16 protein-coding genes are annotated in these 18,080 nt (G+C 58.5%); 5 read left to right on the top strand and 11 right to left on the bottom strand.

The window, feature by feature from the left end:
- The first annotated feature begins 302 nt into the window (after positions 1 to 302).
- Positions 303 to 614 carry a ribosome assembly RNA-binding protein YhbY gene (gene yhbY / locus FGO67_RS05270; RefSeq protein ID WP_138438757.1) on the top strand — a complete coding sequence of 104 codons (312 nt, stop codon included), beginning with the start codon at positions 303 to 305 and terminating at the stop codon, positions 612 to 614.
- A gap of 75 nt (positions 615 to 689) precedes the next feature.
- On the opposite strand, the gene greA is transcribed toward yhbY, so the two are convergent.
- From greA to grpE, 7 genes are all read right to left on the bottom strand, one after another.
- Positions 690 to 1,169 (bottom strand): transcription elongation factor GreA, encoded by a 480-nt coding sequence (greA, locus tag FGO67_RS05265; protein WP_203299635.1) that lies wholly within the window; start codon positions 1,167 to 1,169, stop codon positions 690 to 692.
- A gap of 4 nt (positions 1,170 to 1,173) precedes the next feature.
- Positions 1,174 to 4,392 carry a carbamoyl-phosphate synthase large subunit gene (gene carB, locus FGO67_RS05260; protein WP_203299634.1) on the bottom strand — a complete coding sequence of 1,073 codons (3,219 nt, stop codon included), beginning with the start codon at positions 4,390 to 4,392 and terminating at the stop codon, positions 1,174 to 1,176.
- Between the two features lie 90 nt (positions 4,393 to 4,482).
- Complete coding sequence (gene carA, locus FGO67_RS05255) at positions 4,483 to 5,613, bottom strand: glutamine-hydrolyzing carbamoyl-phosphate synthase small subunit (RefSeq protein WP_203299633.1); 1,131 nt, start codon at positions 5,611 to 5,613, stop codon at positions 4,483 to 4,485.
- Between the two features lie 250 nt (positions 5,614 to 5,863).
- Positions 5,864 to 6,664: a 4-hydroxy-tetrahydrodipicolinate reductase gene (gene dapB / locus FGO67_RS05250; protein ID WP_203299632.1), complete on the bottom strand. Its 801-nt coding sequence runs from the start codon at positions 6,662 to 6,664 to the stop codon at positions 5,864 to 5,866.
- A gap of 26 nt (positions 6,665 to 6,690) precedes the next feature.
- Positions 6,691 to 7,821, bottom strand: a complete 1,131-nt coding sequence (gene dnaJ, locus FGO67_RS05245; RefSeq protein ID WP_203299631.1) for a molecular chaperone DnaJ — start codon at positions 7,819 to 7,821, stop codon at positions 6,691 to 6,693.
- A gap of 79 nt (positions 7,822 to 7,900) precedes the next feature.
- On the bottom strand, positions 7,901 to 9,817 hold the full coding sequence (gene dnaK, locus FGO67_RS05240; RefSeq protein WP_203299630.1) for a molecular chaperone DnaK: 1,917 nt from the start codon (positions 9,815 to 9,817) through the stop codon (positions 7,901 to 7,903).
- 90 nt (positions 9,818 to 9,907) lie between these two features.
- The gene (gene grpE, locus FGO67_RS05235) at positions 9,908 to 10,510 is read right to left on the bottom strand and encodes a nucleotide exchange factor GrpE (protein ID WP_203299629.1); all 603 of its coding nucleotides are present in this window, start codon (positions 10,508 to 10,510) and stop codon (positions 9,908 to 9,910) included.
- A 286-nt stretch (positions 10,511 to 10,796) separates the two neighbouring features.
- On the opposite strand from grpE, the gene recN reads away from it, so the two are divergent.
- On the top strand, positions 10,797 to 12,476 hold the full coding sequence (gene recN, locus FGO67_RS05230) for a DNA repair protein RecN (RefSeq protein ID WP_203299628.1): 1,680 nt from the start codon (positions 10,797 to 10,799) through the stop codon (positions 12,474 to 12,476).
- Between the two features lie 73 nt (positions 12,477 to 12,549).
- Here the strand turns inward: recN and fur are convergent, their stop codons facing one another.
- Positions 12,550 to 12,960 (bottom strand): ferric iron uptake transcriptional regulator, encoded by a 411-nt coding sequence (gene fur, locus FGO67_RS05225; protein ID WP_203299627.1) that lies wholly within the window; start codon positions 12,958 to 12,960, stop codon positions 12,550 to 12,552.
- 122 nt (positions 12,961 to 13,082) lie between these two features.
- On the opposite strand from fur, the gene FGO67_RS05220 reads away from it, so the two are divergent.
- Positions 13,083 to 13,409, top strand: coding sequence for an outer membrane protein assembly factor BamE (locus FGO67_RS05220; RefSeq protein ID WP_203299626.1), 327 nt, complete (start codon positions 13,083 to 13,085; stop codon positions 13,407 to 13,409).
- A gap of 10 nt (positions 13,410 to 13,419) precedes the next feature.
- Here FGO67_RS05220 and FGO67_RS05215 read toward each other — a convergent pair whose 3' ends face one another.
- The 3 genes from FGO67_RS05215 to FGO67_RS05205 all read right to left on the bottom strand — a co-directional run bounded on the left by FGO67_RS05215 (position 13,420) and on the right by FGO67_RS05205 (position 15,833).
- Positions 13,420 to 13,701: an RnfH family protein gene (locus tag FGO67_RS05215; RefSeq protein ID WP_203299625.1), complete on the bottom strand. Its 282-nt coding sequence runs from the start codon at positions 13,699 to 13,701 to the stop codon at positions 13,420 to 13,422.
- Positions 13,701 to 14,144 carry a type II toxin-antitoxin system RatA family toxin gene (locus FGO67_RS05210; protein WP_203299624.1) on the bottom strand — a complete coding sequence of 148 codons (444 nt, stop codon included), beginning with the start codon at positions 14,142 to 14,144 and terminating at the stop codon, positions 13,701 to 13,703. Before FGO67_RS05210 ends, FGO67_RS05215 begins: the two co-directional genes overlap by 1 nt.
- 66 nt (positions 14,145 to 14,210) lie before the next feature.
- Complete coding sequence (locus tag FGO67_RS05205; protein ID WP_203299623.1) at positions 14,211 to 15,833, bottom strand: sodium-dependent transporter; 1,623 nt, start codon at positions 15,831 to 15,833, stop codon at positions 14,211 to 14,213.
- A gap of 180 nt (positions 15,834 to 16,013) precedes the next feature.
- On the opposite strand from FGO67_RS05205, the gene smpB reads away from it, so the two are divergent.
- Together smpB and FGO67_RS05195 are read left to right on the top strand one after the other, a co-directional pair.
- The gene (gene smpB / locus FGO67_RS05200) at positions 16,014 to 16,493 is read left to right on the top strand and encodes an SsrA-binding protein SmpB (protein ID WP_041339082.1); all 480 of its coding nucleotides are present in this window, start codon (positions 16,014 to 16,016) and stop codon (positions 16,491 to 16,493) included.
- 141 nt (positions 16,494 to 16,634) lie between these two features.
- A complete protein-coding gene (locus tag FGO67_RS05195; RefSeq protein ID WP_203299622.1) occupies positions 16,635 to 18,065 on the top strand; it encodes a WS/DGAT/MGAT family O-acyltransferase in 1,431 nt (476 codons plus the stop codon).
- The last annotated feature ends 15 nt before the right edge of the window (positions 18,066 to 18,080 follow it).

Below are 18,080 nucleotides of genomic sequence, written 5' to 3'. Positions count from 1 at the left end.
GCCACAGACCGGCGCGCCGGAATCCAGTGTTTGTGCCGCCTGGACCCTATAACTTTTGGCCATAATCAAATAGTGGGCGCAGATTCTGAAATTACAACGGGCCGACCTGCAATCAACCTGCCAGCCCGCCAAACTCCTGCCATTTCCGTGCTTCGCCGGCGATTCGAGACTCAACCCGCGCACCGTAAGTGTTTACAGCCATTTTTACCAAACAGTGATCTGTTACAATCGGACCATTGTACGAATTTGCCAGCGTCAACTCGCTGACCTTTTGTTAATTGCACCGATAAAGAGATTACATCATGAGCCTTTCACCGGAACAGCGCCGGGAATACCGGGCCATTGCCCACAATTTGAAGCCGGTCATCATTGTTGGTGACAAAGGCCTGTCCGAAGGTCTACAGGAAGAACTTGAGCGCGCACTCAACGACCACGAGCTGATCAAGATCAAGATCGCCAATCCCGATCGCGAAGCCCGCCAAGAAGCGGTAAACGCCCTGTGCGAGTCGGCCGGCGCGCAGCTGGTACAGTCCATTGGCAAGATTGCGGTTATCCTCCGTCGAGCCAAGAAACCGAACCCGAAACTGTCCAATCTGCAACGCTACAAGAACTGATCGCAGGCGCGATACAGGCGTAAAAAAAGCCGGCTGGGTCACCCCAAGCCGGCTTTTTTGTGGGCTTGCGCCTGATCAGACGTATTCCACTTCTTCGATTTCGTATTCCACGGTGCCCGACGGGACACGAATCGCCACGACATCGCCTTCGCTTTTGCCCACCAGAGCGCGGGCAATGGGGGATGAAATGGAAATCTTGCCGGCTTTGATGTCGGCCTCGTCCTCGCCCACGATCTTGTAGACCACCTGCTCTTCACTATCCATGTTCAGCAGATGCACAGTCGTGCCGAAGATCACCTTACCGGTGTTATCCATGGTAGTGACGTCAATCACCTGGGCCGCAGACAGCTTGCCTTCAATTTCCTGAATTCGGCCTTCGATGAAGCTCTGCTGCTCGCGAGCGGCATGGTATTCCGCGTTTTCTTTCAGATCGCCGTGCTCACGGGCATCAGAGATTGCTGCGATCACCCGCGGGCGATCCTCCGACTTCAGCTTCTGAAGCTCCTCACGGAGGCGGGACTCGCCCGCCGTAGTCATTGGTACTCTGTCAGCCATAGTCTTACTTTCCTGCGTGAAGATCTTGGAGGCGACGTACAGTGCGCTCAGGGCCGAATTTAATGGCCCGACAGAACGCTTCGCCGCCTGCCAATGTGGTTGTGTAAGTCACCTTGGTCTGCAACGCCGACTGGCGAATCTGCGCCGAGTCCGAAATAGCCTTGCGACCTTCAGTGGTGTTGATAATCAGCTGAACCTGACCATTCTTGATGGCATCAACAATGTGCGGGCGGCCTTCGCGAACCTTGTTAACCCGCTCAACATCGATACCGGCCTCTTTCAGGGCCTTGGCAGTGCCGGTGGTGGCAATCAGCTTGAAACCGGCGTCAGACAAATCGCGCGCGACTTTCACCGCCTCCGCCTTGTCGACATCCCGAACCGACATAAAGGCAGTTCCCTGCACCGGCAGACGCTCACCTACCGCCAACGCGGCCTTGGCAAAAGCTTCGTCGAAGCTATCACCCAAGCCCATGACTTCTCCGGTGGACTTCATTTCCGGCCCCAGGATGGGGTCAACAGCCGGGAACTTGTTGAACGGGAACACAGACTCTTTCACCGCATAATAGGTCGGAATAATCTCCTTAGTGAAGCCCTGTTCAGCCAGCGACACACCGGCCATAGCGCGCGCAGCCACCTTGGCCAAGGACACACCGATAGCCTTGGAGACAAACGGAACCGTCCGGGAGGCGCGTGGATTGACCTCGATCACGTAGACTTCGCCGTCCTGCCAGGCCAGCTGTACGTTCATCAGTCCGACCACGTCCAGCTCGATGGCCATCTTCTTCACCGCGTCGCGCATTTCATCCTGCACGGCTTGAGACAGGGTATACGGCGGCAGCGAACAGGCGGAGTCACCGGAGTGCACGCCGGCCTGCTCAATGTGCTGCATGATGCCGCCGATGACCACATCCTTGCCGTCGCAGATGGCGTCGATGTCGACCTCAATGGCGGCATTCAGGAAGTGGTCCAGCAACACCGGGCTGTCGTTGGACACCAGCACGGCGTTGCGCATGTAGCGCACCAGCTCTTCTTCGTCGTAGACGATTTCCATGGCACGACCACCCAGCACGTAGGACGGACGCACCACCAGCGGGTAACCGATTTCACGGGCCGCCAGAATGCCTTCTTCGTGACTGCGCACGGTGGCGTTTTCCGGCTGCTTCAGACCCAAACGCGTGATCATCTGCTGGAACCGCTCACGGTCTTCGGCGCGGTCGATGGCGTCCGGACTGGTACCGATGATCGGCACACCGGCCGCTTCCAGACCGCGAGCCAACTTCAGCGGGGTCTGGCCGCCGTACTGCACGATCACGCCCTTGGGCTTTTCGACGTGGATGATCTCCAGCACGTCTTCCAGGGTGATCGGCTCAAAGTACAACCGGTCGGAGGTGTCGTAATCGGTGGACACGGTCTCCGGGTTGCAGTTGATCATGATGGTTTCGTAGCCGTCTTCACGCATGGCCAGGGCCGCGTGTACACAGCAGTAGTCAAACTCGATGCCCTGGCCAATCCGGTTAGGGCCACCACCAATCACCACGATCTTGTCGCGATCACTGGCGTCCGACTCGCACTCTTCCTCATAGGTGGAGTACATGTAGGCGGTGTCGGAGGCAAACTCGGCGGCGCAGGTGTCCACCCGCTTGTACACCGGGCGAATGTTCAGGTCGTGGCGCAGCTTGCGCACGCTGACTTCAGAGATGCCCAGCAGCTTGGCCAGACGGGCATCGGAGAAGCCCTTGCGCTTGAGGCGGAACAGGGTGGCCTGGTCGATGTCGGCCTTACCGGCACTCTTCAGGGCCTGCTCTTCCTTGATCAGATCCTCGATCTGCACCAGGTACCAGGGGTCCACGTGGGTATGCTGGTGCAGGTCATCCACTGTCATTCCCGCCCGGAAGGCATCGCCAATGTACCAGATGCGATCGGCACCGGGCACGTTGAGTTCGCGGGTCAGGGTTTCCTCAGAGTTCTTGGTGCTCAGGTCCTCCAGCTTCTCATCGAAGCCCTCGGAGCCCACTTCCAGACCACGCAGGGCTTTCTGCAGGGATTCCTGGAAGGTCCGCCCAATGGCCATGACTTCACCCACGGATTTCATCTGGGTGGTCAGGCGGGCGTCGGCCTGAGGGAATTTCTCGAAGGTAAACCGGGGGATCTTGGTGACCACGTAATCGATACTGGGCTCGAACGAGGCCGGCGTCACGCCACCGGTAATTTCATTGCGCAGCTCATCGAGGGTGTACCCCACGGCCAGCTTGGCGGCAACCTTGGCGATTGGGAAGCCGGTGGCCTTGGACGCCAGCGCCGAGGAACGTGAAACCCTCGGGTTCATCTCGATCACCACCATGCGACCAGTGTCCGGGTTGATACCGAACTGAACGTTGGAGCCGCCGGTTTCAACACCGATCTCACGCAGAACCGCCAGCGAGGCGTTCCGCATGATCTGATATTCCTTGTCGGTCAGGGTCTGGGCCGGAGCCACGGTAATGGAGTCACCGGTGTGCACGCCCATGGCGTCGAAGTTCTCGATGGCGCAGACGATGATGCAGTTGTCCGCCTTGTCGCGGACCACTTCCATCTCGTATTCCTTCCAGCCTATCAGCGATTCATCGATCAACAGCTCGTTGGTCGGAGACAGGTCCAGGCCACGGGTACAGATTTCTTCAAACTCGTCCCGGTTGTAGGCGATACCGCCACCGGAACCACCCATGGTGAACGACGGGCGGATGATGCAGGGGAAGCCGATATCATCTGCGACCTTCCAGGCTTCGTCCATGGAGTGGGCGATGGTGGCACGGGGGCATTCAAGGCCAATCTTCTTCATGGCCTTGTCGAACCGGTCCCGGTCCTCGGCCTTGTCGATGGTGTCGGCGTTGGCGCCGATCATCTCAACACCGTGCTCTTCCAGCACGCCGTGCTTTTCCAGATCCAGCGCGCAGTTCAGGGCGGTCTGGCCACCCATGGTCGGCAACAGCGCGTCCGGCTTTTCTTTCTCAATGATCTTGGCGACGGTTTTCCAGGTGATCGGCTCGATGTAGGTGGCGTCGGCCATGACCGGATCGGTCATGATGGTCGCCGGGTTGGAATTCACTAGAATAACCCGGTAGCCCTCTTCCCGCAGGGCCTTACAGGCCTGTGCACCAGAATAGTCGAACTCGCACGCCTGCCCGATCACAATGGGACCCGCGCCCAGGATCAGGATGCTTTGGATGTCAGTACGTTTTGGCATGTCTCGGTAAACCTGTCAGCAACTTTTAGAATTCTTGCAGCACTAATGGCGGCGCGTGTTGTCCCGGACCCGGGGCCCGGGAACCTACCCTCAGGCAGTCCGGGCTTCCATCAGCCGGATAAACTCGTCAAACAGCGGCGCCACGTCGTGAGGACCGGGACTGGCTTCCGGATGACCCTGGAAACTGAACGCCGCCTTGTCGGTACGCCGGATTCCCTGCAAGGTGCCGTCGAACAGGGATTTGTGGGTTGCCGTCAGAGTAGCCGGCAAGGAACTCTCGTCCACCGCAAAGCCGTGGTTCTGGCTGGTGATCATTACGGTGCCGTCCTCGGTGTTCTGCACCGGATGGTTGGCTCCGTGGTGGCCGTGCCCCATCTTCATGGACTTGGCGCCACTCGCCAGGGCCAGCAACTGGTGCCCGAGGCAGATACCGAACACCGGAATCTCAGTTTCCAGCACTTCCTGAATGGCCTTGATGGCGTAATCGCAAGGCTCGGGGTCGCCGGGGCCATTGGACAGGAAAACGCCGTCAGGGTTCATCGCCAGCACGTCTGCTGCCGGCGTCTGGGCCGGAACCACCGTGATATCGCAACCGCGGGAAGCGAGCATGCGCAGGATGTTGAACTTAACACCGTAATCGTAGGCCACGACTTTGAACCGGGCTTCGCCGCGCTCACCGTAGCCGTTATCCAGCGTCCATTCGCTCTGCGTCCAGTTCCAGATTTTCTCTGAGGTAACTTCCTTGGCCAGGTCCATACCCTTCAGCCCCGGGAATGCCTTGGCGAGTTCCAGCGCGCGTTCGGCGCTGGCACCGGCACCGGCAACCACAGCGCCATTCTGGGAACCCTTGTCCCGGAGAATGCGGGTCAGGCGTCGGGTATCGATGTCGGCAATGCCGACAATGTTGTTGGCTCGGAGGTATTCATCCAGGCTGCCGGTGCTGCGCCAGTTACTGGCCATCAGCGGAAGATCGCGAATGATCAGGCCAGCAGCCTGAACCCGGTCGGATTCCACATCCTCTTCATTCACACCAGTGTTGCCGATGTGCGGATAGGTCAGGGTTACGATCTGGCGGGAGTAGGATGGATCGGTCAGGATTTCCTGGTAGCCGGTCATGGCGGTGTTGAACACTACCTCACCGCTGGTTTCTCCATCAGCGCCAATGGCAGTGCCATAGAAAAGGCTTCCGTCTGCGAGTGCTAGGATTGCGGGTGTGCTCAAGGCTTGTATCCTCATCGAGTGGCGTATCGGTTCGTCACGAACAGGAACGCAAGCGCAAATTCAGGTCGCAAAAAAGCGAGAGGGAGTCAAAACTCCGTCCCGCTTTTTGTTGTCCGGGAACGACTTAGGCGCTCCGGGCATTTTTAAAACCACGCTTGGTGCAGTTAAACCGCCTTATTGTAAAAAAAGTGCGGCTTTCTGTCCATGTAAAATCACCGGCCAGCTCAAATGCCAGGCCCAGCCTTCACGCTTACTTCAGTGACAGCACGTCCTGCATGTCGTACAGGCCGGCCGGCTTGTCCGCCAACCACAGTGCTGCACGCATGGCGCCCTTGGCAAAGGTCATCCGGCTACTGGCCTTGTGAGTCACCTCAATGCGCTCGCCCTCTGTGGCGAACAACACAGTGTGATCACCCACCACATCGCCGGCGCGGATGGTCTCGAAGCCGATTTCCTTTCGGGTACGCTCACCGGTAAAGCCTTCTCGACCGTACACGGCGCACTCCTTCAGATCGCGCCCGAGCGCATCGGCAACCACTTCGCCCATGCGCAGCGCGGTACCCGAGGGAGCATCTTTCTTATGGCGGTGATGGGCCTCGATGATTTCGACATCGTAGTCGTCGCCCAGGGTTGCCGCCGCAGTCTGGAGCAGGTTAAGCACCACGTTGACGCCAACACTCATGTTGGGGGCAAACACCACCGGCGCCGACTCAGCGGCCAGTGCCAGCTGCTGCTTTTCAGCCTCTGACAACCCAGTGGTACCGACCACCAGCATCTTGCCATTGGCCTTGCAGAACTCGGCGTTGGCCAAAGTCAGATCCGGGAAGGTGAAATCGATGAGCACATCGAAATCCGCCTTCACGTCTTCCAGGGACCCGGCCAACCGGACTCCGGTCTTGCCAACACCCGAAAGCTCACCGGCATCGGCGCCTACCAGACTGCTGCCTGGCTCGACCACCGCCGCACCCAGTTCCAGTCCCTCGGTACCGTCTACGGCTTCGATCAACACCTTACCCATGCGCCCGGCGGCGCCGATGATTGCTACCCTCATGATCACACTTCCCTTTTAATCCGCCGTCAGAATTTCATCTCGTCGAAGAAGCTCTTCACACCTTCGAACCAGGAGGTCTTCTTCGGAGCATGCTGATTGCCGTCGCCGCCGTCCAGTGTTTGCTGGAACTCCTCGAGCAGATCCTTCTGACGCTTGGTCAGATTGACCGGCGTTTCGACCATCACCCGGCACAGAAGATCACCGGACGGACCACCGCGCACCGGGCTCACACCCTTGTTGCGCAAACGGAACAGCTTGCCGGTCTGGGTTTCTGCCGGAATCTTCAGCTTGACCCGACCATCCAGCGTCGGCACTTCCAACTCACCACCAAGGGCAGCATCCACGATGCTGATGGGAACCTCGCAATAGAGGTTGCGACCATCACGGGTAAAGATCGAATGCTCACGCACGGCGATCTGCACGTACAGGTCGCCCGGAGGACCACCGTCCATGCCCATTTCGCCTTCGCCTGACAACCGGATACGGTCACCGGTATCAACACCCGGCGGCACTTTCACCGACAGCGTCTTTTCTTCCTGAACCCGACCCTGCCCGTGACAGGATTTGCACGGATTCTTGATGATCTGGCCAGAGCCGCGGCACGTCGGACAGGCCTGCTGCACAGTGAAGAAACCCTGCTGCATACGCACCTGCCCCATACCCTTACAGGTACCACAGGCTTCCGGCGTCGAGCCTTTTTCCGCACCACTGCCGTCGCAGGTATCGCACTCGCGATGACCCGGGATCTTGATCTCTACGGTCTTGCCGCGAACAGCCTCTTCCAGGTCCAGCTCCAGCGTGTAACGCAGATCTGCACCACGAGAGGTCCGGCCACGACCACCGCCGCCACCAAAGATGTCACCGAACACATCCCCGAAGATGTCGGAGAAGCTGGAGCCTCCACCGCCGCCGAAGCCGCCACCGGCCTGGCCATCAACGCCGGCGTGACCGAACTGGTCGTAGGCGGCACGTTTCGAGTCGTCGGCCAGAATCTCATACGCTTCGCTGGCCTCTTTGAACTTGTTCTCGGCGTCGGTGTCGTCCGGGTTACGGTCGGGGTGATATTTCATCGCGAGCTTGCGGTAAGCTCGCTTGACTTCCTTCTCGTCCGCATCCCGGGAAATACCGAGAATCTCGTAATAATCGCGCTTGGCCATGCTTTAAAACCCTGTTTTTTAAACGCGGAAAACGCGGGGGACTCCCCCGCGTTTTCCAACTGCCTGATGTACGTCAGATTTACCGCTTGTCGTCGTCTTTGACTTCTTCAAACTCGGCATCAACGGCGTCGTCAGACTGCTGACCTTGGGCTTGTTCCTGCCCTTCGGCCTGCTCTGCCTGATCCGCGTACATCTTCTGAGCCAGCTCAGAAGAGACTTCGGTCAGCTTCTGGGTCTTGGCTTCGATGTCATCCTTGTCGGACCCGGTCAGGGCTTCTTCCAGCTCTTTGATGGACGCTTCGATAGACTCTTTCTCGCTGTCGCTGACCTTGTCACCAGCTTCAGTCAGAGTCTTACGAACCGCGTGCACCATGGCATCGCCCTGGTTACGGGTTTGCACCAGCTCTTCGAACTTGCGATCTTCCTCGGCGTTGGCCTCGGCGTCCTGCACCATCTTCTCGATCTCATCGTCGTTCAGACCAGAAGAGGCCTTGATCACGATGGACTGCTCTTTGCCAGTCGCCTTGTCTTTCGCCGACACGTTCAGGATGCCGTTGGCATCGATGTCGAAGGTGACTTCGATCTGCGGCACACCGCGCGCTGCCGGCGGAATGTCGGCCAGATCGAAACGGCCCAGCGACTTGTTCTGGGCGGCTTGCTTACGCTCACCCTGAACCACGTGGATGGTTACCGCTGTCTGGTTGTCATCCGCAGTGGAGAACGTCTGCGACTTCTTGGTCGGGATCGTGGTGTTCTTGTCGATCAGCGGAGTAGCTACGCCACCCATGGTCTCGATACCCAGGGTCAGCGGAGTTACGTCCAGCAGCAGCACGTCTTTCACGTCGCCAGACAGAACGGCGGCCTGGATAGCAGCACCCATGGCAACGGCTTCGTCCGGGTTAACGTCTTTGCGAGCTTCTTTGCCAAAGAACTCTTTAACCTTTTCCTGAACCAACGGCATACGGGTCTGACCACCGACCAGGATAACCTCGTCGATTTCACCGGCCTTCATGCCCGCATCCTGCAGAGCGACTTTACACGGCTCCAGGCTGCGCTGAACCAGGTCCTCTACCAGCGACTCAAGCTTGGCGCGAGTCAGCTTGACGTTCATGTGCTTCGGGCCGCTGGCATCAGCAGTCACGTACGGCAGATTCACGTCGGTCTGCTGGCTGCTGGACAGCTCGATCTTGGCCTTTTCACCAGCTTCCTTCAGACGCTGCATCGCCAGGGAATCGCCACGCAGGTCGATACCGCTGTCCTTCTTGAACTGGTCGGCGAGGTATTCGATGATTTTCATATCGAAGTCTTCACCACCCAGGAAGGTGTCGCCGTTGGTGGCCAGTACTTCGAACTGGTGCTCGCCATCCACATCCGCAATTTCAATGATGGACAGGTCGAAGGTACCGCCGCCCAGGTCGTAGACTGCCACGGTGCGATCGCCGCTCTTCTTGTCCAGGCCATAGGCCAGGGCTGCTGCGGTCGGCTCGTTGATGATCCGCTTCACTTCCAGACCAGCAATCTTACCGGCGTCTTTAGTGGCCTGACGCTGGCTGTCGTTGAAGTAAGCCGGCACGGTGATAACCGCTTCGGTTACTTTCTCGCCCAGGTAATCTTCTGCAGTCTTCTTCATCTTCTTCAGAACTTCTGCAGAAACCTGCGGCGGGGCCATCTTCTCGCCCTTCACCTCAACCCAAGCATCGCCGTTGTCGGCCTTGGCAATCTTGTACGGCACCATCTTGATGTCTTTCTGAACCACGTCGTCTTCAAAACGACGACCGATCAGACGCTTGATGGCGTACAGGGTGTTGTGCGGGTTGGTCACGGCCTGACGCTTGGCAGACTGACCTACCAGGGTTTCACCATCGTCGGTGTAGGCGATGATCGAAGGTGTAGTGCGATCACCCTCCGCGTTTTCAATGACCTTTACCTTGTCACCATCCATGATGGCCACGCAGGAGTTTGTGGTTCCCAGATCGATACCAATAATCTTGCTCATTGAATCACTCCAATTCTTCTGAATGCTTTCCCGGAGAAATCACTCCGGCTTCGACCATTTACTGGCTATATTGGCGCTTTAATCAGCTTTTCAAGCCTGCTCATCAATTTTTGGTGCGTCTTCTGCCTTGGCAACGACCACCATGGCCGGACGGACAACACGACCATTCAACAGATAGCCCTTCTGTACCACGGCTACGATGCTGTTCGGCTCAGCGTCCGGCGACGGCACCATGGACATGGCTTCGTGCTGCTGTGGATCGAACGGCTCACCGACCGGGTTAAGCTGCTCAACGTTGAACTTGCCAAGGCTGTTCATAAACAGGTTGAGGGTCATCTCAACGCCTTCTCGAATGGACGCAACCAGCTCACCGGCATCCTCGCTACCCTCGGTACTCTCAACCGCCTTCTCAAGGCTATCGGCAACAGGCAGCAGCTCTTTCACGAACTTCTCAAGGGCGAACTTGTGAGCCTTTTCGACGTCGATTTCGGCCCGACGACGCACATTCTGCATCTCGGCCTGGGAGCGCAGCATCTGCTCTTGCGCTTCCTTGACCTGGGCTCTCAATGCGTCCACTTCAGACTCTTCACCATCTACAACCTCGCTTTCGGCCTGTGCTTCTTCGGCCGCAGCTTCAGTTGCTTCCTTCAGTTCGTCTTCGACCTGTTCGTTGCGGTTCTCGTCGTTGCTCATGAGTTCTCCTGCTAGCTATCCGGTGGCCGATCACGGGACGGCCAATTGAACATGGCTTCCGACCGCAGCGAGCCGGAAAAATATAGATGCGATCGGATATGGGGCCCCACTCTCAGGTTTCAACCACCCCGCCATTCAATCCGAAAGATTTTCGGAGCTACACAGTTTGCAAACAGCAAAAAGCCTGTATATATTCACAGGCACTGTATATACCAACAGTGGTCGGCAGGCGCCCAAGATCGGGCCGGGCCATGCCAGCATTTCGAAGGACGCGGAGGTTACCTGCATGCTCACACAGCTGACAGTTTCCAATTACGCCATTGCCGAACGGGTCGAACTCCAGTTCAGCAAGGGTATGACAGCACTGACCGGTGAAACCGGCGCTGGCAAATCCATCGTTCTGGATGCCCTTGGGTTGGCAATGGGCGGCCGAGCAGACGCCGGCGCCGTACGCCATGGCGCCAAGCGTGCAGACATCACCGCCACCTTTGACGTAGCTAATATCCCGGAAGCCGCGGAGTGGCTGAGCTCTCACGAACTCGATGACGACAACGACTGCATCCTGCGCCGCGTGATTAGCAAAGACGGCCGCTCGCGGGCTTACATCAATGGCCAGCCCTGCCCGCTTGCACACCTGAAAGACCTGGGCGGCGTGTTGATGGATATCCACAGCCAGCACCAGCACCAGTCACTACTGCGCAAGGAAACCCACCGCAAACTGCTGGACGAATTTGCTGGCGTGGAACCGCTGGCCGCCGACACCCACGCCGCCTTCAAGGCCTGGAACCAGACCCGACAGCGCCTCACCGAACGCCAGCAAAATGCGGACGAAACCGAAGCCAAGCTGCAGCTATTGCGCTACCAGGTTGAAGAACTGGACCGACTGGCCCTGGAAGACGGCGAACAGGAACGGCTGGAAGAAGAGCAGGCGCAACTGAGCCAGGCCGACGCCGTGCTGCACAGCAGCCACCAGGCCGCCCTGTTGTGTACCGAAGAGGAAACCAGCGCAGCCGGATTGGTACGCCAGGCCCTGCAGCAGCTCGAGCAACTGCCAGTGGAAGTGCCGGCACTGGCCGACACCCTGCAAATGCTGAGCGAGGCCCAGATCCAGATCAGCGAAGCCGGCGATAACCTGCGCCGCTTCGTTGACGATTACGAAGCGGATCCGGCCCGGCTTGCCGAGGTTGAAGAACGACTCAGTGCCATCTACCAGATGGCCCGCAAGCACCGAATCGGCCCTGAGGAGCTGCCTGAACTGCACCAACGTCTGAGCGCGGAACTGGCCGAACTGGACGGCGGCGCCGGCAGCCTGGAACAACTGGAAGCGGAGCTGGACAGCCAGCGCGCCACCTTTGACGAACTGGCCAGCAAACTGACCGACGCTCGCGAACGCGCCGCCGTGGAACTGGATCAGCGCATTGCCGGGGAACTGGCACAGTTGAGCATGCCCAACATGCAGTTTGTCACCCACCTGAGCCGCAACAAAGGGGACGAACCCGCGCCTCACGGCCAGCAGGACATTGAGTTTCTAGTCAGCGCCAACCCCGGCCAACCAGCACGCTCGCTGGCCAAGGTGGCATCCGGTGGCGAACTGTCACGCATCAGCCTGGCCATTCAGGTGGTCGTTGCGCAGACCTCCACCACACCAACTCTGGTGTTTGACGAAGTGGACGTGGGTATTGGCGGCGGTACCGCCGAAGTGGTTGGCCGGCTGCTGCGCGCACTGGGCGAAAATGGCCAGGTCCTGTGCGTGACTCACTTGCCGCAAGTGGCGGCGCAATGTCACCAACACCTGTTTGTCAGCAAGTTCACTGAGCGGGACGCAACCTTCTCGAAAATCGAGACGCTGGATGATCAGGGCAGAATTGATGAAGTGGCGAGAATGCTGGGCGGGGTCGATATGACTGAGCACACCATTGCGCATGCCCGGGAGATGTTTTCCAAGGGACAGGCAACCCACCACTAGGTCACCAGACACACTACCCCCTCTCGATCCTGAGAGCTGTTTGGGGCGGGCTAAAACCCGCCCCTTTTTTTGCTTACGACTTAATCGGCTTTACGTACAGGATCAGGCTGTGGTCGACGATCTCGAAGCCATGCTCCTTCGCGATTTTCTGCTGACGCTCTTCGATGATATCGTCAACGAACTCGATGACTTGGCCAGTCTGGGTGCAGACCATGTGATCGTGATGGTCGTCGCCAGCCATCTCGAACACCGCGTGACCACCTTCAAAGTTGTGGCGCAAAACCAGGCCCGCCGCTTCGAACTGCGTCAGCACCCGGTAGACCGTCGCCAGGCCCACGTCATCGCCCTGCTCCAGCAGTTTTTTGTACACGTCCTCGGCACTGAGGTGATGCTCTTCGGAAGTTTCCAGAATATTGAAGATTTTCACTCTCGGCAGAGTAACTTTCAGACCGACTTTGCGTAATTCGGTGTTTTCAGATGACATGTTACGATTCACTCTTTGGTGTGTCTCTCGGCTTCCGGTATGATGAAGCCGCCTTGAAACGGTTACCCCGTGCCACACCCGCCTCAGGCGGGCGATTTTAAGATAGAGGATTTCCCCCCGCGATGCAAAAGCTCACAGCTCTGATTCTCACTCTCATTATGGCCGGTTGCGCCTTTCCTGGCGTGTATAAAATCAACGTCCAGCAAGGCAACATTGTGACCGATGAGGAGCTGACGGCATTGACCGCGGGCATGCCTCGCAGCCAGGTGCATGCAGTGATGGGAACTCCCTTGATGCTGAATCCGATTGATTCATCCCGGGAATATTACGTGTATACCTTCCAGCGTCGCGGCGGTGACATCAAGGAACAGCGCATCATCGTGTACTACAACGACGACCAGTTTTCCCACTACGAAGCCCAGCTGCTGGAAGAAACACCCGCCTACTGAGCCACGACGCTCAGCCTTTCTTCTTGGCCCGGTTCAGACGTGCCTGCTTGGGGTCGATCTGGAGCGGGCGATAGAGCTCAACCCGATCACCTTCCCGCAAAGGATGTGCGGACGGATCCTTGATCACCTTGCCGAAGATACCCATGTCGATGCCATCGGGGTCGATTTCCGGGAAGATCGCAACAATGCCGGACAGCTTCACCGCCTCGAGTGCAGTAGTGCCCTGCGGCACCGTCACTGGCACAATTTCCTGCCGATCCGGACGAGCATAAGCCACTTCCACACGGGGCATTACGTCGCCCCTTGATACAGCTGGTCGGCCCGCTTGCAGAAAGCATCCACCATAGTCGTGGCCGCCTGACTGAACACCGTGCCAAACGCCATGCGCGACAGCGAACCCGTGAACTCGAATTCCAGCGTCAAGATCACTTTGCAGGCGTTGTCATTCAGCGGTTTGAAATGCCAGCGACCGGCCAGATTCCGGAACGGACCGTCCACCAGGTTCATCTCAATAACTTCAGGTTGCTGCAACTGATTGCGAGTGGTCAGAGTGTGGCGCACACCGCCCTTGGCAATCTCCATCGACGCGGTAATTTCGTCGGCGTTCTGTTCATGAATCTCGGTGTTGGCACACCACGGCAGAAACTCCGGGTAACGGGCGACATCGTTTACCAGATGGAACATGCGCTCGGCGGAGTGCATGACAAGGGCTGTTTTATCGATCTGATGGGGCATGGAAACCGACGGTCCTGCTGGCAGACATTCAAAAGATTATACGCATGGCTGATCAGCTACGATTGATCAGACACTATGATAAAGGATCTCGCCGTCTTTGGGGGCATTTTCGCCGGATTCGGCTTCGTCCGCTGGCTCCTCTGAGCCTGAGTCACCGGCAGGCAAGGCCTTTTCCGTCTGCTCACCCGCTTCATCGGGCCTACGCTCTGGCGCAGGCGCGGATTCCTCCAGCAGAGAGTCTTCACCAGGCTCAAACAGCACAGTGGCGGGCTGGCTACACCAGATGCCATCGCTGCCGGATTCACACAGATTAGTCAGTGAAAAAGCGGTGTACTGAATGCCGATATAGGCCACCACCACCGGCAGCACCAGGCGCATCACCCAGAACCAGATCCCGGCAAACAGCTTGGGCGCGTGCCCCAGAATCTGGTTCGACAGACTGCGGGTGATGCGCCACCCGGTAAACACCGACACCAGGATGGCGACAGCTGGAATCAGGAGACCACCGGTAATCAGCTCCAACCAGCGAAACACCGTGGCACCGGCCATCCGGTCACTGGCCCAAACGTTGAACGACAACAACGACGCCAACCCCGCGAACCAGACCGCAAGACCAATAATCAGCGCAGACCAGCCCCGGGGGGCGCCCGTCCATTCCCGGAACCAGCCCACTACCGGCTCCATCAACGCCAGCGAGGTGGTCCAGACAATCATGACCGTCAGCAGAAAGACCACGGCAATCACGAACTGACTGATCGGGAACTCCGCCAGGGTCACCGGCAGCGTCACGAACAGCAGGCCAAAGCCGCGCTCACCGTCAAAGCTGGTGCCGCCCGTCGCCACCGAGAAAATCATCAGACCGGCAACAATAGCCACCAGGGTATCCATGAGCACCACCGCCAGGATCGAACGTTTCAAGCGGGTGCCCGGTGCGGTGTAGGCACCGAAGATCGCCCACACACCCATACCAAGGCCCAGAGTAAAGAAGGCGTGAAACAGCGCCGCCTTCACACTCGCGAAACTGACATCTTCGGGATGGGTGGCCAGAATGTGCTCAATGGCACCATCGATCCGACCGTGCCAGACCGCCAGCGCAAACAACGACATCATTAACAACAGGGAGCCCGGCACTACAACCCGCAGTGCGCGCTCGAGCCCGCTCACCACGCCCTGGATTGAAACCCAGATCACCAACACCAGGAACAGCGCGTGCCAGCCCATGAACACCCGGTATTCCCGGGGATCGGACACCAGGCCTGCCAGAATCTGGGTGGCCCCGGCCTGATCAATATTGGAGAACTTCCCCATGGCCCCATAGAACACGTAGGCCAGCGCAATGGAGCCGAATACCGCAGTGAACGACAACACCAGAAACGCCGCCAGAATGCCCAACCGGCCCACGATGAGCCAGGCGTTGGACGCTTTGGCACTGCGGACAAAACCGTCGAGCGCCAGCACCAGGCCATGTCGGGAGTGTCGGCCCAACGCCGCCTCCGTGACCATCAATGGCAAGGTCACCAGCAGCAGGCAAGCCAGGTAGATAAGGATAAAGAGCCCGCCACCGTGCAGGCTGGCAAGATAGGGAAATTGCCACAGGTTGGCGAGCCCGACAGTGGCACCCAACGCGGCCCAGAAAAACGTCGATTTACGGGTAAAGGACCCGATGTGTGTCTGATACGGCGTAGGCATTCAAGTCCCTGCTAGATTCTGGGCTGACATTGTAGCTGATCCACTCGCCGACGCACGATCGTAGGAAGCCGATCACGGCCATTTCGTGACCGGTCTGGCAGTCCTGAGCTACAATGGCCGTTTTGCCGGTGATCGTGCCGGCCAATTCGTTCATTCGTCCGACCCCGGATTAACTGATTCATGAGCAAGAAAAAGCCCGGAACGCCGAGCAGTACCATCGCCCTGAATAAAAAGGCGAAACACGAGTACCACATTGAAGAACGCTTCGAAGCCGGCCTGTCCCTGCTGGGTTGGGAGGTGAAATCCCTGCGTGCTGGCAAAGCACAGCTGGTGGACGCTTATGTGTTGCTGAAAAATGGCGAGGCCTGGTTGCTTGGGTCTCACATCATGCCGCTGAACACGGCCTCCACGCACGTGGTCGCCGATCCGACCCGCACCCGTAAGCTGCTGCTGCACGCCAAGGAAATTGCCAAGATCATCGGCAAAGTTAACCAGACCGGCCGCACCTGCATCCCGCTCGCCCTGTACTGGAAAAAGAACAAGGTGAAGTGCGAGATTGCCCTGGTGACCGGTAAGAAACAGTTCGACAAGCGGGCGACCGAGAAAGAACGCGACTGGAACCGCCAGAAGCAACGCATTCTGCGCGACGCCAACGCCTGAAGCCCCAGCCAAGCGAGCCCCCTCCATACCTGATGCCTGCCTCAAATGGCAGCTCAGGTATGTCGCATTCGCACTCTCTTTGCACAGTTTTTAATCAGGCCTATACTCGGGGGTTCCCGAGGCCTTGCAAAGGGAGTGCAAATGTCCCTCACCTCCTCGAATACCCGAACCCCGATGGCGGCCGTCGATCGCGCATGGCTGCGCATGGACAGCCCTGAAAATCCAATGATGGTCTGCAGCCTGTTGGTGCTGGACCGGCCAATTTCAGTGAATCATCTCAGGCGCACGCTGGAAGAGCGGCTTCTCCGGTTCCGTCAGTTTCGACAGAGGATAGTCGACACCGGCGACCGCGCGTACTGGCAGGATGACCCGTCCTTTGATCTGGACAACCACCTGCACACGGTTGCCCTGCCCGGCAAGGCCGACCAGGCCCAGCTGCAGAAACTGGTGGGCGACCTGAACAGCACCGCGCTGGATTTCCGGCGGCCACTCTGGCAGTTGCACTACATCGACAATTACCAGGGCGGCAGCGTGTTGCTGATCCGCATCCATCACTGCATTGCCGATGGCATTTCGCTGGTGCGAGTGATGCTGTCGCTCACCGACAATACCCCGGAACCGGTCCTGCTGAAAATGGCCGTCAGCTCGAACCGGCCTGCGCCCAAACGGTCATGGCTGCAAAGCACCCTGCACCGGGCCGTGGACAACATTCAGGCCGCCACCTATCAGACCCAGCTGTTTATCCAGTCGGTTCGTGAAGATCCGAGTTACCCTGCCAAACTGGCGTCCACTGCCAGCAGTGTCGCTTTCGATCTGCTCAAATTGGGGCTCGCGCCGTTCGAGCCGGAGACCGGATTGAAACGCCCTCTGTCCGGGCGCAAACACGTCGCCTGGGCCAAACCGCTGGATCTGGACGCAGTTAAAGCCTGCGCCAAGGCCCTTGGCGGCACCGTGAACGACACCCTGATGTGTACCGCAACCGGTGCCCTGCAGCGCCACTTCGCCGCCCATCGCGAAGCGGTACCCGAGTGCGGCCTGCGGGTCGCCGTACCGTTCAACCTGCGACCACTGAATCAGCCGATTGAAATCCTCGGCAACAAGTTCGGCCTGGTGCTGGTGAACCTGCCGGTGGAGGTTCAGGATCCGTTCATGTGTTTCCGGCAGGTGCAGGAAAACATGAACCGCCTGAAGCGCTCTTACCAGGCGCAAGTGACCTACAGCCTTCTCGACCTTTTTGGCCGCGGCCCCGACGCCTTGGAGCGCCGAGCCCTGGGCTTACTAAGCAACAAGGCCTCCGCCGTACTGACCAACGTACCCGGCCCGAAAGAGCCCCTGTACCTGGCCGGGGCCAAAGTCACCCAGCCCATGTTTTGGGTGCCCCAGAGCGGCTCCATTGGCATTGGCATGAGCATTTTCAGCTACGCCGGAACCGTCCAATTCGGCATCACCGTGGACAAAAACGTGCACGCCGATCCGGACGAAATCATGACGTACTTCCAGGAAAGCTTTGAAGCCCTTAGCCACATCGCCCTGGCAGGCCGACGAGGCGCCATTGAACGCAAAGCAAGCTGACTGGGTGAGTACAAA

It is taken from the genome of Marinobacter sediminum, from assembly GCF_016820575.1.
Classification (GTDB): Bacteria; Pseudomonadota; Gammaproteobacteria; order Pseudomonadales; family Oleiphilaceae; genus Marinobacter; species Marinobacter sediminum.
The sequence above is the reverse complement of the archived record's forward strand: the minus strand, read 5'-3'. Positions and strand labels throughout refer to the sequence as shown.

Bases quoted from the DNA above. Each gene is read 5' to 3' on its own strand.
- yhbY (WP_138438757.1), top strand. From the start codon at position 303: ATGAGCCTTTCACCGGAACAGCGCCGGGAATACCGGGCCATTGCCCAC.
- greA (WP_203299635.1), bottom strand. From the start codon at position 1,169: ATGGCTGACAGAGTACCAATGACTACGGCGGGCGAGTCCCGCCTCCGT.
- carB (WP_203299634.1), bottom strand. From the start codon at position 4,392: ATGCCAAAACGTACTGACATCCAAAGCATCCTGATCCTGGGCGCGGGT.
- dapB (WP_203299632.1), bottom strand. From the start codon at position 6,664: ATGAGGGTAGCAATCATCGGCGCCGCCGGGCGCATGGGTAAGGTGTTG.
- dnaJ (WP_203299631.1), bottom strand. From the start codon at position 7,821: ATGGCCAAGCGCGATTATTACGAGATTCTCGGTATTTCCCGGGATGCG.
- dnaK (WP_203299630.1), bottom strand. From the start codon at position 9,817: ATGAGCAAGATTATTGGTATCGATCTGGGAACCACAAACTCCTGCGTG.
- grpE (WP_203299629.1), bottom strand. From the start codon at position 10,510: ATGAGCAACGACGAGAACCGCAACGAACAGGTCGAAGACGAACTGAAG.
- recN (WP_203299628.1), top strand. From the start codon at position 10,797: ATGCTCACACAGCTGACAGTTTCCAATTACGCCATTGCCGAACGGGTC.
- fur (WP_203299627.1), bottom strand. From the start codon at position 12,960: ATGTCATCTGAAAACACCGAATTACGCAAAGTCGGTCTGAAAGTTACT.
- FGO67_RS05220 (WP_203299626.1), top strand. From the start codon at position 13,083: ATGCAAAAGCTCACAGCTCTGATTCTCACTCTCATTATGGCCGGTTGC.
- FGO67_RS05215 (WP_203299625.1), bottom strand. From the start codon at position 13,701: ATGCCCCGTGTGGAAGTGGCTTATGCTCGTCCGGATCGGCAGGAAATT.
- FGO67_RS05210 (WP_203299624.1), bottom strand. From the start codon at position 14,144: ATGCCCCATCAGATCGATAAAACAGCCCTTGTCATGCACTCCGCCGAG.
- FGO67_RS05205 (WP_203299623.1), bottom strand. From the start codon at position 15,833: ATGCCTACGCCGTATCAGACACACATCGGGTCCTTTACCCGTAAATCG.
- smpB (WP_041339082.1), top strand. From the start codon at position 16,014: ATGAGCAAGAAAAAGCCCGGAACGCCGAGCAGTACCATCGCCCTGAAT.
- FGO67_RS05195 (WP_203299622.1), top strand. From the start codon at position 16,635: ATGTCCCTCACCTCCTCGAATACCCGAACCCCGATGGCGGCCGTCGAT.